This window comes from uncultured Methanobrevibacter sp., assembly GCF_905235195.1.
Taxonomy (GTDB): domain Archaea; phylum Methanobacteriota; class Methanobacteria; order Methanobacteriales; family Methanobacteriaceae; genus Methanarmilla.
The window spans coordinates 1-14,770 of record NZ_CAJOKH010000042.1 but is presented as its reverse complement, the minus strand read 5'-3'; the positions used below and the strand labels follow the sequence as shown (position 1 = coordinate 14,770).

Genomic DNA, 14,770 nt, shown 5'->3' with positions numbered 1-14,770 from the left:
TATTATTTTTATATTGATTTATAAAATTACTTAATTTTAGTTTAAATATTTAATTTTTTCATTAATATGAGTAATTTATAAATTATAAACTGTTTTGCATTTAGTTAATTAATATTTAAAAGTAATAATGGGTATTATAATTCATTAATTACTTCAGTAAGTTTTTTTTTTAAAAATATATTTTATAGGTTTTTATTATGTTTAGCTGCAATATTTGCTATTCTTGTAGGTCTTTGGATTTGGGTATTCCCAGAAACTAAAGGTACACGTATTAATGAATTAGATGCTTGATAATTATTTTATTTTGAAATAATTATTTCTTTTTTTATTTTTTTTTACTTATTTTTTAAATGACTTTTAATAGTTTTTATCTTTAATAAATTAAATTTTATAATATTTTATAAATAAATTATATAATAATTAATAAATAAATAATATAATAATAGTCAGGTTTTTATCATTTAAAAATAAATTTATAATAAATTTATCTTTAAGTAATATTTATAATATCAGGCTTTGATTTTTATAAAAATTGTATAATATACTGTTCTATTGAAATTGTAGGTGTATTGAAATGTGTTCAACTTTAAAATATAATTATTGTATTGGAAGAAATTTTGATTATGAAGTTTCTTATAATGAGGAACTAAGGGTCATTGAAAAACATACATATGATAATGAATATAAGATTATTGGAATGTGTACTGGGATAATTAAAGATTATCCTTTATTATATGATGGTATGAATGAGAGGGGATTATGTGTTTGTGGTTTAGCTTTTATGGGTAATGCCGTATATAATCCTGTTTGTGATGATAAGCTCAACATTCCCTCATACAAGTTTCCACTTGAAATCTTATCTAAATATGAAAATCTTGAAGAAGTTAAAAATTTATTAGATAATGTTAATATTACTAATGAACAATATAGTGAAAATTTTCCTCCTTCTGATTTACATTGGTTTATTGCAGATAAAGATGAGTCTATTATTGTGGAACAAACAAAAGACGGGTTAAACTATTATGAGGGGGAACTTATGACTAATAATCCTCCATATCCTCAACAATTGGAAAATTATCATATTATGGAAAGTAAAATAGGTAATATCAATTTTAAATTAGATTCTGAGTATAATACTAGGGGATTAGAAACATATTATCTCTCTGGTGATTATACAAGTATGGGTAGATTTGAAAGATTAGCTTATATAAAAGAAAAATTAGAAGAAACAGATAATTCTTTCAATGATGCTAATCAAGTACTACATTTATTAAGCAGTATAGAGCAAATATATGGTTTAACAGATGTTAATGGTTCTTTTGAATACACAATTTACTCAATAGTTTATGATATGGATAATCTTGAGGTATACTTAAAATTCTATAATGATTTTGATTTGATTAGAGAAAAGTTTTAATTGATCTTTTAAAAGTATATTCTAATTTTCACTAATCAATTATTTTTTCAAAAATAAATAAATTAGATATTTAAAGTAGTTTAATCAATAAAATATATTTATTCCCGTTATGATAATATTATTAATGGGGTGATATGATGTTTAAAAAAATAGGCGTAATATTTCTGTTTTTACTACTGTCTTCTTCATTTTTTGCTACAATATCTGCAGTTACTGTAAATGATATTGAGTTTAATATTAGTAAAGAATATCAAGGTGGAGAAAATAAAACTAATGGATACCAGTTAGAAAATATTTTTGGTATCTTTTGTATTGATGATAATAAAGCTCAAACAATTGGTTTTTGGGCGGGTGAAAGTGAATATAGTAAGGATTTGGAAATAGGAAATCATCCAGTAAGATATTATTATTCTTATAATGAATATGTTAATGACAATATGTCTCATGCTTTTTTTGCAAGTGGAGATTCTTTTTATGAGATTTTTTGGGTAGGTAATGAAATAAGTCCTGATATAGAAAAATTAATTAAAGATACTCCTGATTCTAATATGGATAGTGAATCATTTTACTCTAGTGTAGATGATTCTATTAATCAAAGGATAAAAATGATAGTTTTTATTATGATGATTTATATGATGATTATCAATCAAGTAATACTCCAAGAGATAGTTCTTCAAAGTCAGATTATAAATTTAGAGAAACATTGATAACTTATTCTCATCGTTATTAAAAGTTTATATTGAAGTTAGAGATTTCTATAATGTTAAGCTTTATTATCTTACTTATAGTAATGCTTTTTTTTATTTTAGCTAAGATGTATAGATTTTATCTGTATTAAAAAAGATATAGATTTTATTAAATTTTCTAATATAAGTCGTCTACATTTATTTTAATTAATTTAGACACATTATAATGGCTAGCTATTCCTACTTTATAATTTTCAAGGTTAAATAAATTAAATTTTAAATTTTTAGAATCATTTTTAAGTTTTATATTATCTTCAATTAATATTTCAAAGCTGTCTAATTTTAAGTTCATTCCAAGACCTGTATATTTCATATAACTTTCTTTTAAAACCCAGTATTTGAAAAATTCATCACTGGGATTTGCTGAATTTATAATAGATTTATATTCGCTATTATAAAAATAATGTTTAGCTATATCTAAATCAATTGTAGGGTCATTATATTCTATGTCTGCACCTATTTTCATATCAGATATTCCACATAAAACCATTTCTTTTGAATGACTTAAGTTGAAAAAAATATTTTCATAATTGCATATATATGGCTTATCATATTTTCCAATTTTTAGCTGAAAATCTGTTATGCCTTCTTCATATAGTAATTTTTTTAATAGAAGATATGCTCCAGCAGATAATTTTTTATCCTTTTTAAATCGGTAATAATCTATTTTTTCTTGACGTTCTTTAGAAGTTAAGGAGTATGTCTTTTTTAAATCCAAATCATCTACATTACAATAAGCTAATTTGATCATTTTTTATCCTTTTTAAAATAAATTAATTATTTCTTTAAAATATAATTTTGATTATAAAATATTCAAAATTTATCACAATTTTTTTATAAAATACAAATCGTTTTTGAATTATCTTAACTTTTAATCCAATATTTAGAATAGATTAAAGAAATAACAGATAGTCCTCCTAATATACTACCTACCACTAATGTATAATGTATAGAGTGGGATAAACCTAATATATTATTTTCTAAATTACTATTGTCCATAAGCATAATACATATAAAATTAAATATGGCTAAACCGAAAATTTTACCTATTTCTTTTCCGGTATTTAATAATGCGGAAGCATCAGATAAATCTTTATCTTGAACAGATGTAAGTATATCTTTATTATTAGAAGGTGAGAACATTCCATGACCAATTCCTTGTAATATTAATGCAACTAGTATCATATATTCTGGAAGTATGTCTATACAGGTTAAAATAACTAAACTAGAAGTAATTATAGTCATACCTATTCCAGAAATTATAATCGGATCATATTTATCAGCAAGTTTGCCTGCATAAGGTGTTACAAATACCATTGCAATTGGTGTTATTAATAAAAATAATCCTGCGGTTTTTGAGTCTAATCCTAGAATAACTTGCAAATATAAACTTAAAGTATATGTAGTGATAAATACTATAAAATAACTTACGAGTCCTCCAAAGTTACCAATAATATATTTAACATTCTTCATAAGGTTTAAATTATATACTGGATATTCAATTCTTTTTTCATATACAATAAATATTATAATGAATATTACTGTTAAAATAAATAATACAAAATTGATTAACTGAATATCTATCACACTTAATATAAATAAGATCATGATTAAACCATAAAGGATTGAACCTACATAATCTATAGACTTATTTTCAACTGACCACTCTTCTTTGATATAATTCATTAAAAATAAATCAAATATTAATACTGGAATCATTAGGAGAAATGTCATTCTCCATGAAAAATAATAGGCAACAAAACCAGTAACAGAGGGAGCAATAGTCATTCCAATATAACCACATGATGATACAATACCTAACGTTTTTCCAGCTTCACTATGAGGCAACGCTAACATAATAAGAATATAATTAATAGTTGGCAATATTGCAATACATATTCCCTGAATAACACGGGATATAAGTAACAATTCAAAACTATAGGTAATAGCAGATAATATTAAACCACCTATTAAAACAATAATAATAATCCTTGTACATCTTTTAATACCATATTGGTTAATGTATTTACTTAAAGGTATGAGAACTGTAATAACTGCTATTAAAAAAAACAGGGATAATAAATTTAAAGTTTCTATGGTAATATTCAAATCTTTTGCTATATCTGGTAAAATAACATTAATGAAATTTGCAACAAAATTCATTGTTAATTGCATTAAAGCAGCATGAATAAGAATTATTGTTGCTTGTGATTTCCAATCATTTTTCATAAAATTTAAATTCATAAATAATAACTCTCTTTCAAAATATTTTGTTAATATATATTAATTGTATATAATATATCGTAAATCCTATATAAAGGTTCAGATATAAACATTGAGGGCTCTTTCAAAAACTTGTGTGATAAAATTTAATTAGCATTATTCACGTTCCAATAATTAAGTTTTAACATGAATCTAGTTAAAATCCCTTTTTCTATTTTCATTCTTCTTTTTATATGTTTTGGAAATATTTTTGGAATATATTTTCTATTTTATTATTTATATTTAATTTATCTATTGCTTCTCGAAGTCATATTTTAAATTTATTCCTATGGAAGAAAAAAGTTTTTTTTTGAAAATTTAAAACAAGAATTATTAAAAAAATTAGACCGCTCGAAAAATTTCAAACCTATTGATGAATAATAGAAAATTTTTTCAAATTACTCAAACAAGGAGTAAATTTAAAGAAATTCATAAATATACACCAAAATCTGTTGAAAAAAACATTATTTTGATTGTATTTTTAGGAGCCTTAATCATATCACTATGATTTAATTCAAAAACAGCCATACAATAATTAACTGTGAATTGAAAAATTCAGACCTCTAAATATTTTCTATTTTTGTGCTGTTTCAGGATTGAGTAATTTTTCAACATTTTCCCCAATAAGGTCAAATAATAATACTACAATTAATAATGACATACCAGGATAAAATGCTAACCACCATGATCCAGAAGCTAAATAATTCATTGATTCAGATAAAATAACTCCTATAGCAGGTTGGTGAGGTGGCAGACCAAATCCTAAAAATGTTATTGCAGCTTCATGCATAATTGCATGAGGGAACATTAAAATAACACCTACAATTATCTGAGACACAATCAATGGTAAAATATGTTTAGTTGCAATCCATATTTTATTTTTACCAAGATTTTCTGCTAATTGTATATATTCCTTAGTTCTAATTTCTTTAACTTCAGATCTTAAAACTCTAGATAGAGGTGTCCAATGAGTTAAACCTACGCCCATAATAACACCAAGTACACCTCCACCAAACATGATAGAAACAAGAATAATTAAGATAATGTGGGGAATAGAACTGAATAAATCTATTACTCCTGCAACAGCTTCATCTGCAAATCTATTGAAACTTGAAAATAAACCAAGAATAATAGATATGATGGTACTTATTGCTGATGCAATAAAACCTACCATTAAACTTAAACCAAGACCTGCAATTGTTCGCTGAAACATGTCTCTTCCCATCCAATCAGTACCAAATGGATGTTCAAATGAAGGTATTTGATTCGCATTAATAAAATGTGTAGGTATATCCTTGATAAAAGTACTAGCAATAAATATTGATATAATTACTATTGCTGAGATCAGTATAATAATTATAGTTTTTGTTCTAAGATTAGCAGGATATAAGAACCATTGTTTTTTATCATTACCTTTATTTTTCTTAATCACTGAACTCACTCTCCTTAATTCTAGGATTAATTAAGTAATATGATAAATCAGCAAGTAAGTTTCCTACAAATACAAATATTGCACTAATAACTACAATTCCTAAAAATAGTGGAACATCATTTTGTAGTCCTGCTGCAACAGCTGTTTGACCTATTCCAGGATATGAAAATACCTGTTCTACCATTACTGCACCACCAAATAATTCACTAAATGATAAAAACTGTAAGGTTACAGCAGGTAATAATATATTTCTTATTCCATGATTTTTAATTAAATCCCATCCTTTTTCTCCTCGTGATTTTGCAAATAAGACATAATCAGAGGATAATACTTGGATTAATTCATTTCGGGTATACATAGCAATTGGTGCTAAGCCCACTAAACTTAATGTAAGTGTGGGAAGAACCAATCTGGAAGCCCAATCTATAAAGGTAGCATCAGTACTTTTAACACCGATAGGAACTCCAAGTCCAATTGGGAACCATCCTAAATATATGGCAAAAATCATTAAAATAAGCATTCCTACCCAGAATGGAGGTGCAGATTGAATTGCATAACAATATACTTTAACTGCTTTATCAATCATGGAGCCTTTATTTTTACCAGCAACAATACCGATTAAAAATCCAAATATTCCACTTAATAACCATGAAAGAGCCATTAATACTGCTGATGCAGAGAATTTCTCAATAATCACATCTGTCACTGGTGCACGATATACTAAAGAAGTTCCAAGGTTGGCATGCATTAACTCAACTAACCAATGATATATTTTTGTTGTAAGTGGAACATTAACACCAAAATAACTTTCTAGAATTGCTCTTTGAGATTCAGATACTGCCGTACCTTTTAAATAAGCACTCACTGGGTCAATAGGAGATAAGTCTAAAAGCACAAAACTAAATATTGCAACAGCAATCATAAGTATTACAAATCTTAAAAGTTTGTATCCAAAAAATTTTAATATTTGATTTTTATTCAAATTTAAGCCCCTCCTTTTTAAAATAATGGGAGAAATGATTATAATTAACTTGTAGGGTTAGTAGTTCTATTCCACTCACATATATTAATTAATATATCGTTTCCTAAACCATCTGGCTGATGGCCAATATTAATTCCATCCTTTATATAGTAGTTATAGTCATAGTTTACAAGCCATACCCATGGAGCATCTGCAGCAGGACCCCAACCTTCGCCATTTGAATCTGCTGATTTGGCCCATAAGGAATTTGCCTGGTCAAAATCTGTTGAATGCATAGCGTCATCCATATATTTATCACTTACACTATTATTGTATAAATTAGGATTCATATAAAATCCATCCATTTCTTTACTGTGATACTGTTGGTAAACTGATTTATATGGGTCTGGTGAAGTTTGTTGCATTAAAGCAGCTGAACTATACATATTAGCATAAATAGTATCCCAGTCAGCACCTACAAGTCTTACTTCAATTCCGATTTTTTTGGCCTGTTCTGAAAATACCAGAGATAAAGATTGTCTGTCAAGATAATCTGGAGGGTAATATAAATTAAATGATGCTTTCTTACCATTTTTCTCTACAATTCCATCTCCATCTGTATCTTTCCATCCTCCTTCTTTAAGGATTTCTTTTGCTTCTTTAATATTAGCATCTTTGACTTTAGAATTATTGTTAACATAGTCTCTAGTATCTACGCCAGTATATTCGGCTTTTCCATGTCCTGAAAATACTTCTTTAACCATTTTATCACGGTTAATACCGACATTCAATGCTTTTCTAATAGCAGGATCGGCGGTAACATTATTGCCTACTTTATAACCGTCATCGGTTACAATTCCAGTATCCTTATGATAAGGTAAGGATACACCTTCTGCTCTACCTGCAGATACTTCGTAAAATTTATATCCTTCTACAGTTTGATTTAATGTAGAAGTTGGAACAGGAACGACGTCTACCTGACCGGATTTAGCTAATTGTATCCATGTTGATTCTTGAGGAAAGATTAAGTTTATTTGAGTAAAGTATGGTTTTTTGCCATAATAATTTTCATTTATTTTAAATATTGCTTGCTGACCTTTATCCCAATTGTCTAAAACATATGGTCCTGTACCAATTGGATGTTCTCCATAAGTAGAATTATTATATGAATCTGATGGTACAATACCAAGATATCTTAAATCATAAATAAATGTTGACCTTGGTTCTACCAATTCAAATTCCACACTTGTAGAATTTTTTACAATAACTTTTTCAATATTTGTTAAATCCAAATCAGATTCAGTTTTCTTTGCTGTATTAAATGTAAATGCAACATCTTCTGCATTGAATGTAGAATTATCTGAAAATTTAACGTCATCTCTAAGATTTACAGTCCAGGTTTTCCCATCATTACTAATTGAATAATCTGTCGCGAGATCTGGAACAATTTCTCCATTTGCATCTGTTTTAAATAAACAACTTTGTACTAATGGGTTATAGTTTTGATGTCCACATCCCCAACCAGTTAATGGGTTGAATCCTGATTCAGGTTCTTTGATGTTACTGTGTGCAGCAATTGTTAAATGAGTAGGGTTTGTATCTCTTGAATTGCCCATTATTACTAATGTGCCAATCATAATGACTGCTAAAGCTATAATACCAATGATTATAATTTTTTTGTTCATTATATTCACCAATTAATTAATACAATAATATTAAGTAATACTTTTTATTTAAGAAATATTTAGTTAGTAATACTAATTTAACTTATTTTAATATTAATTTTTATATATGCATATTTATATAAAAATATGGTTATTACTTCAGCTATTTTTCACTAATTTACTGAGTTTTTCAAATTTTTTATAAAAAAATTAAATAATATTCATTTTTGATTTTATTTTTTAATGAAATTCTTAAATAATTATAATTTTTTTTAAAATAAAAGAGTAATCTTATTTTTTGAAAGTATTACTAGATAAAATATAAATATTATAATTGTAATATTCTTTTCATGGCTCTTTCTATTGAAATTAGAAATTACTTATTAAAAAATGGTGCAACAGAGGTTGGATTTTCTGATATTAGTAATATTAGCCCTAAATCAGGATTAAATAAGGGTATTGTTTTTTATATTTGTTACCCAAAAGAAATAATAAGGGATATGGAAAATGCTCCTACAATTGATTATTTTCATGAGCTTATGAATATAAATAAACAACTGGATAATTTAGGGATGATGTGTGAGAAATTTTTAATTAATGAAGGTTACAATGCATATGCTCAAACCAAATTAAGATTAGGAACGGATTTTGGTGAGTTCAATTCATTTGAACTTCCTCATAAAACAATTGCTACACGTGGTGGTCTTGGATGGATAGGTAAATCAGCATTATTTACAACTAAAGAATATGGTTCAGCTTTAAGATTATCATCTGTATTAACAGATGCTCCTTTAGAGGTAGGACAACCTATTTTAAAATCAAAATGCGGTAATTGTTTAAAATGTAAGAATGCTTGTCCGGCAGAGGCAATAAGTGGAATAGAATGGAATTATAAACTTAAAAGAAATGAGTTTTATAATGATAAAAAATGTGAAAGATATGCCCTTAAAGTGTCTAAAGAAAATTTAGCTAAAGCGGATACTGTATGTGGAAAATGTATTTTTGCATGTCCCTATACACAAAATTATATTAAAAAATAATAAAAGTATTACAAATTAAATTATTTTCAATAAATTAGTAATACTTTTTTAAATAAGTTTATTATTGATTTTGAATAAATATTAAATCTACTAATTATTCTAAAAATCATTAAATGGGGATTTTATGGAAAAAGTATTAGATGTGGAAAATGTTTCTATTTCATTTATGCAATATACAAAAGGATTAAATCAAAGAAATTTAAAAGTTATCAATGATTTAACATTAGATATATCTGAAGGTGAAATTTTAGCAGTATTAGGTTCAAGTGGTTCTGGTAAAAGTCTCCTTGCACATGCAATTTTTGGGATTTTACCGGAAAATGCAAATCAAATGGGAAAAATAAAATTTAAAGGAAAAGAATTATCCGAGAAAGATATAAGAGAATTAAGGGGTAAAGATATTGTTCTTGTACCTCAATCTGTAAACTATTTAGACCCATTGATGAAAATATCCGACCAGGCAATTGGACACACAGAAACTGATGAAGAGAAAAAGGAAAAAAAATTAAAACAAAGGGAAATTTTCCAACAGTATAACTTAGGGCCTGAAGTGGATGAAATGTATCCTTTCCAATTATCTGGGGGAATGGCTCGAAGAGTCCTTGTATCAACAGCATTATTATCCAATCCAAAATTAGTTGTAGCTGATGAACCAACTCCGGGTCTTGATGAGAAGACAGTTAAAGAAACACTTAATCACTTTAAAAAAATGAAAGAAGATGCAATTGCTGTTCTTTTAATTACACATGATATTCATGCTGCACTTGAAGTAGCAGATAGAATAGGAATATTCTATGCAGGATATGTAATTGAAATTGCAGAAAATAAAGACTTTTCAGGGGATGGAGAAAACTTACTTCATCCTTATACAAAAGCACTATACAATGCACTTCCTGCAAATGGATTTGAACTTATTAAAGGACACCAACCATTGCATGGAGAAATATCAAAAGGATGTCCTTATTATAATAGATGTGAAATGAGATTTGATAGATGTAAAGAAGAAAGACCAGAATTAATAGATTTAGGAAATAAAAAAGTCAGATGTTTTAAATATGAAGAGGAGGCATAATATGGAACTTAAAGCTTCAAATCTATCCTTTAAATATCCTTCTTCTAAGAAATACATATTAAAAGATGTTAACCTTGAATTAGATAATAAAAAAATTATGGGTTTAATTGGAGATAGTGGTAGTGGAAAATCTACATTTTGTAAAATTCTTTCTTCTTATATTACAAATTATGAAGGTAGTGTAAGTTTTAATGGAAATCCTCTCCCACAAAAAGGTTTTAAACCGGTTCAATTAATTTATCAACATCCTGAAAAAGTTATGAATCCTAAATGGAAAATGAATCAAGTACTAAAAGAATCATGGGATGTAAGTGATGAGGATTTAGAAGAATTTGGTATACAGAAATCATGGTTAAATAGATTTCCACAGGAATTATCTGGGGGAGAACTTCAAAGATTTTCAGTTCTCAGATCATTAAATCCTAATACAAAATTCTTAATTGCAGATGAAATGACTACTATGCTTGATGCAATTACTCAGGTACAGATTTTAGATTCTGTTTTAAAGGTTGTTAAAAAACGTAAAATGGGATTTTTATTTGTAAGTCATGATATGGATTTAGTTGATACTGTCTGTGATGATAAAATATATTTTAAAGATATTAATGATGTTTAATAGTATATATTATACTTTTTTTATTCCTAATTTTTTACCTCTTTAAGATAATTTAAATTCTTGAAATTTTTTTTATTTTAAATCAAAATATGTATCTGCAATATTATTTAATTTTTCTTTTATTAAATTAAAGTCTTGATTTAAATTTAAGGTTTTAACGCTGATTTTATTACCACTCATAAGATAATCTTCATCAGGCTGTGTTTTTTGATTTGTTTTAGCATATAATAACATACCTGAAACTTCATGAGGAATATTTTCACGACGTAAATTTTCTTCTTTATTTTTAACATATGTAAAAATTTGATATAAGTTTGAAGAATTGATTGTTTGACTATTCCAATATTTTTGTGTATTTGTTCCATAATATTTTGCATCTATAATTAAAGTCTTATCTTCATATGATAAAACAATATCTGTCTGCATTTTAGGAAGCATATGTGAATAATCATCATCTAATTCCCATTTTATTTGAGGGGAATGGACTTTAAGTTTAGGATATTCTTTTTTATAATAATTTAAAATAAATTTCTCATATAATTTATGCATTTTTTGTTCATCTTCAAAGTCCATTAATTTTACCTTACCTTCATTTTTACTTTGAATAAACCCATTTATTACAAGATAACAAATTCCAATTATCATCTGATAATTCTGATTATTTCTATCATATCTTATTTGCCAATTAATAGAATTTACATCAATTAAATCAACATCATTAAAGTACATCATTAATCTTTTAAGTTTTTTATGTCTTTGTTTAGATATATTTGATTTAAGAAGAATATTTGATGTTGCTTTGATTATTTGATTTAAATAGCAATTTGGGGAAAATTCATCGTAAATACAGTTTAATCTCTTTTTCAGGATACTTTGTGAATTGATGGATTCTGTAATATTAATCTTACCTTTAATTGAAGAAGTAGTGTCGGTATAATCTATATAATCGCTAACAAGACCTTGTTTTATCTGTTTTGTTAAAGCTATAATTAAAATTTCACTGAAAAGCTCTGTTGGATCTTCAAAATCTTCCGTTTCTACTTTTTTATACTCTTTATTTTTTAAAACTTTAAAGGCATAAGAAAGCATATAATATATATTTTTAATTAAAATCAATTAATCACATCTTTTAATCTTAAAGTCCAATTTTCAACTTTCTCTGCTTCATCAAACCAATATTCTTTTAATAAAGGAATAATCTCATAATCAATAATAAATTCTAATTGTTGGTAAGATTTTATATTAGAGAAATAACTATGACCTATAACAAAACCTTCACCTAAGGATTCATCGTTTATAATTTCCTCATTTAACTCTACAACAGTATCTATTAATTTATTAAAATTTTCAATATCTACATTTTCTTGATAATTTTTAAAGCCATCTGATGCAAATCCTGGTTTTAAATCGTAAAATGCGAATCTTCTTCTAAGTGCATAATCAACCATAGCAAGGCTTCTATCAGCAGTGTTCATTAATCCGATAATATATATATTTTTTGGAATAAAAAATGATTCGTCTGAGTATAATAATTGAATCTTATTTTTTTCTCCACGTTTATCTTTTTCTATTAGCATAAACAATTCACCGAAGATTTTACTAAGATTTCCTCTGTTAATCTCATCAATAATGAAGAAATAATCATTTTCATCATCTTCTTCTGCCTCTTTACAGAATTTATAAAATGATCCCTTTTTTAATTTGAAGTTTTCTTTTGATGGTCTAAAACCCATTATAAAATCTTCATAGGAATAACTTTGATGGAATTGCACCATCTGTACTCTGGTTATGTCTTTTACTCCCATTATAGAATAAGCTAATCTTTTTGCAATAAATGTTTTTCCAACACCTGGAGCTCCTTGGATAATAAGATTCTTTTTATTTTTTAAAAGACTCACAAGAACATTATATTCTTTTTCATCAATATAAGCTTCTTCTAAAAAGTCTTCAACAGTGTATTCTGGAAATTCATTTTCTTCTTCAATCAAATCCATATTTTCTTCATTAATAAAAAAGGAATTAATAGTTTCAACCATTTCTTTATAGCTTGTAATCTCGGTTAAAGTTTTTATTATAAATGGGTTACTTTTATCATATTCCCAATTTCCTTTAAATTTCCAATCTACTTTTCGAACATGTTTATAATAACTTCTTTCTTCATCAAAAATATAATCTGAAGAGACTATACCCATACCTAAAATGTTATATTTTCCTTTTTTTATAAAAATTATATCTCCAATTTGTATTTCTTGTGCAAATTGCCATAAAGTATTTGCATCATTAAAATGTCTTATATTATCATTATTGTATATATTTAACCATTTTCCAATTTCTTTTTTGTTTTTATAATTTTTAAGATTACCTGACTTGTCCCAGCCAATAGCCATTATACCTTTTTCATAAAATTCATCCCAATGTATTGCTTGAGCACCTGGAGAATATAACCAATATTTTTTGGTATTTATATCAGTATCACCAATACCCTCATTTTCTTTTTCATCTTCTGTAGAATGGTTATAGAAATATGCATTAATAGATAATTCTGGAATAGATTTAAATTCAATATCAGGATTTGTTATTAATATCTCTTCACAGATTTTTAGGTATAATTCTCCCTCTGGAGGTTTTCTTAAAGATTTTATAGGGTTAACAAGTTTTTCAGAAAAAAGATTAGATTTAATTAAATAGTTTCTATTATTTTGATCTAATGCAATAAAATTTTTAGGTCGTATCCAAAATAGACCCATTGTAATATTCCAACCTACTCCTCTTTGAGTAAGGACTTGATTATAATACTTTATAAATTCTGTTTTATTCTGATTATTATCATTTAACTTAAGTGCGTATTCAAATATATGCCAAAGATTATCAATATCTTCATTTCCACGGCCATCATATTGAAAATTATAAAATGCAGTTCTCATATTATTTACAACAGGAATACCATCAAATGTTGATGGAATCTTAGATTTCATTGAAAATTTTTCTTTAAATTTACTAGTGATTTTTATTCTATTTTCATCTTTAATTCCTCTGTTAAAAAAAGCAAATATTGTAAATGGATCAATATCTATAGGTATAATTTTATTTCCATATTCATCAGCTTCGACTTTAGGTAAATTCATATCTATTTCATCAAAACTTTGAACAATAATGTTAATAAGTTCACTACGTTTATTTTTATATTCTAATAATTTATCTGCAAATTCCATATAGAAATTTACCCATTCAAAATTATATTCATCCATATTTTAAACCCCTCAATAATTAATTTTAAAATCATTTATTTAAATTTATTTAATTTAATAAGATTCAATATTATATTATTAATTATTTATTAAAAATATTTTTTTTTAATTATAAAGTTAATCTTATTTTTTTAAAATATTATTAAATTAGTCAATAAATTAATAAAATTATAATAGGGTTTAAAAAAATCATAGTTATAATATTAAGTTAATTTTTATAGGGTGCTAGATTATTTAGTACGAGAAACTTGCACAAAACTCTTATTTTTACTAAATTCAATTAATTTAATTTAATTTTATAATGGTGTTTTC

12 protein-coding genes and 1 pseudogene are annotated in these 14,770 nt (G+C 25.9%); 6 read left to right on the top strand and 7 right to left on the bottom strand.

Annotated features, from left to right (window positions below; all coding sequences use genetic code 11):
* Window positions 1-574: 574 nt before the first annotated feature.
* A complete protein-coding gene (locus tag QZ146_RS06270) occupies window positions 575-1,417 on the top strand; it encodes a linear amide C-N hydrolase (RefSeq protein WP_295722815.1) in 843 nt (280 codons plus the stop codon).
* A gap of 137 nt (window positions 1,418-1,554) precedes the next feature.
* On the top strand, window positions 1,555-2,124 hold the full coding sequence (locus QZ146_RS06265) for a hypothetical protein (RefSeq protein WP_295722814.1): 570 nt from the start codon (window positions 1,555-1,557) through the stop codon (window positions 2,122-2,124).
* Window positions 2,125-2,281: 157 nt separating this feature from the next.
* Here QZ146_RS06265 and QZ146_RS06260 read toward each other — a convergent pair whose 3' ends face one another.
* The gene (locus QZ146_RS06260) at window positions 2,282-2,914 is read right to left on the bottom strand and encodes a 4'-phosphopantetheinyl transferase superfamily protein (protein ID WP_295722813.1); all 633 of its coding nucleotides are present in this window, start codon (window positions 2,912-2,914) and stop codon (window positions 2,282-2,284) included.
* A gap of 113 nt (window positions 2,915-3,027) precedes the next feature.
* Window positions 3,028-4,407 carry an MFS transporter gene (locus QZ146_RS06255; protein WP_295722812.1) on the bottom strand — a complete coding sequence of 460 codons (1,380 nt, stop codon included), beginning with the start codon at window positions 4,405-4,407 and terminating at the stop codon, window positions 3,028-3,030.
* Between the two features lie 398 nt (window positions 4,408-4,805).
* Here QZ146_RS06255 and QZ146_RS06250 point away from each other — a divergent pair.
* Window positions 4,806-4,933: pseudogene (locus tag QZ146_RS06250) on the top strand (IS5/IS1182 family transposase); the annotation flags it as partial.
* Between the two features lie 66 nt (window positions 4,934-4,999).
* Here QZ146_RS06250 and QZ146_RS06245 read toward each other — a convergent pair.
* From QZ146_RS06245 to QZ146_RS06235, 3 genes are all read right to left on the bottom strand, one after another.
* Entirely contained in the window at window positions 5,000-5,857 is an 858-nt protein-coding gene (locus QZ146_RS06245) for an ABC transporter permease (protein ID WP_295722811.1), read from the bottom strand.
* On the bottom strand, window positions 5,850-6,779 hold the full coding sequence (locus tag QZ146_RS06240) for an ABC transporter permease (RefSeq protein WP_295722816.1): 930 nt from the start codon (window positions 6,777-6,779) through the stop codon (window positions 5,850-5,852). Before QZ146_RS06240 ends, QZ146_RS06245 begins: the two co-directional genes overlap by 8 nt.
* 104 nt (window positions 6,780-6,883) lie before the next feature.
* Window positions 6,884-8,503 (bottom strand): ABC transporter substrate-binding protein, encoded by a 1,620-nt coding sequence (locus QZ146_RS06235; protein WP_295722810.1) that lies wholly within the window; start codon window positions 8,501-8,503, stop codon window positions 6,884-6,886.
* 329 nt (window positions 8,504-8,832) lie between these two features.
* Between QZ146_RS06235 and QZ146_RS06230 the strand changes: the two genes are divergently transcribed.
* The 3 genes from QZ146_RS06230 (at window position 8,833) to QZ146_RS06220 (ending at window position 11,210) form a co-directional block, all read left to right on the top strand.
* Window positions 8,833-9,522: a 4Fe-4S double cluster binding domain-containing protein gene (locus QZ146_RS06230; RefSeq protein WP_295722809.1), complete on the top strand. Its 690-nt coding sequence runs from the start codon at window positions 8,833-8,835 to the stop codon at window positions 9,520-9,522.
* 124 nt (window positions 9,523-9,646) lie between these two features.
* Window positions 9,647-10,594: an ABC transporter ATP-binding protein gene (locus QZ146_RS06225; RefSeq protein ID WP_295722808.1), complete on the top strand. Its 948-nt coding sequence runs from the start codon at window positions 9,647-9,649 to the stop codon at window positions 10,592-10,594.
* A 1-nt stretch (window position 10,595) separates the two neighbouring features.
* The gene (locus QZ146_RS06220) at window positions 10,596-11,210 is read left to right on the top strand and encodes an ABC transporter ATP-binding protein (RefSeq protein WP_295722807.1); all 615 of its coding nucleotides are present in this window, start codon (window positions 10,596-10,598) and stop codon (window positions 11,208-11,210) included.
* A 72-nt stretch (window positions 11,211-11,282) separates the two neighbouring features.
* Here QZ146_RS06220 and mcrC read toward each other — a convergent pair whose 3' ends face one another.
* Both mcrC and QZ146_RS06210 read right to left on the bottom strand, forming a co-directional pair.
* A complete protein-coding gene (gene mcrC, locus QZ146_RS06215; protein WP_295722806.1) occupies window positions 11,283-12,326 on the bottom strand; it encodes a 5-methylcytosine-specific restriction endonuclease system specificity protein McrC in 1,044 nt (347 codons plus the stop codon).
* The gene (locus QZ146_RS06210) at window positions 12,323-14,458 is read right to left on the bottom strand and encodes an AAA family ATPase (protein ID WP_295722805.1); all 2,136 of its coding nucleotides are present in this window, start codon (window positions 14,456-14,458) and stop codon (window positions 12,323-12,325) included. The genes mcrC and QZ146_RS06210 overlap by 4 nt, the downstream gene beginning before the upstream one ends.
* Between the last annotated feature and the right edge of the window lie 312 nt (window positions 14,459-14,770).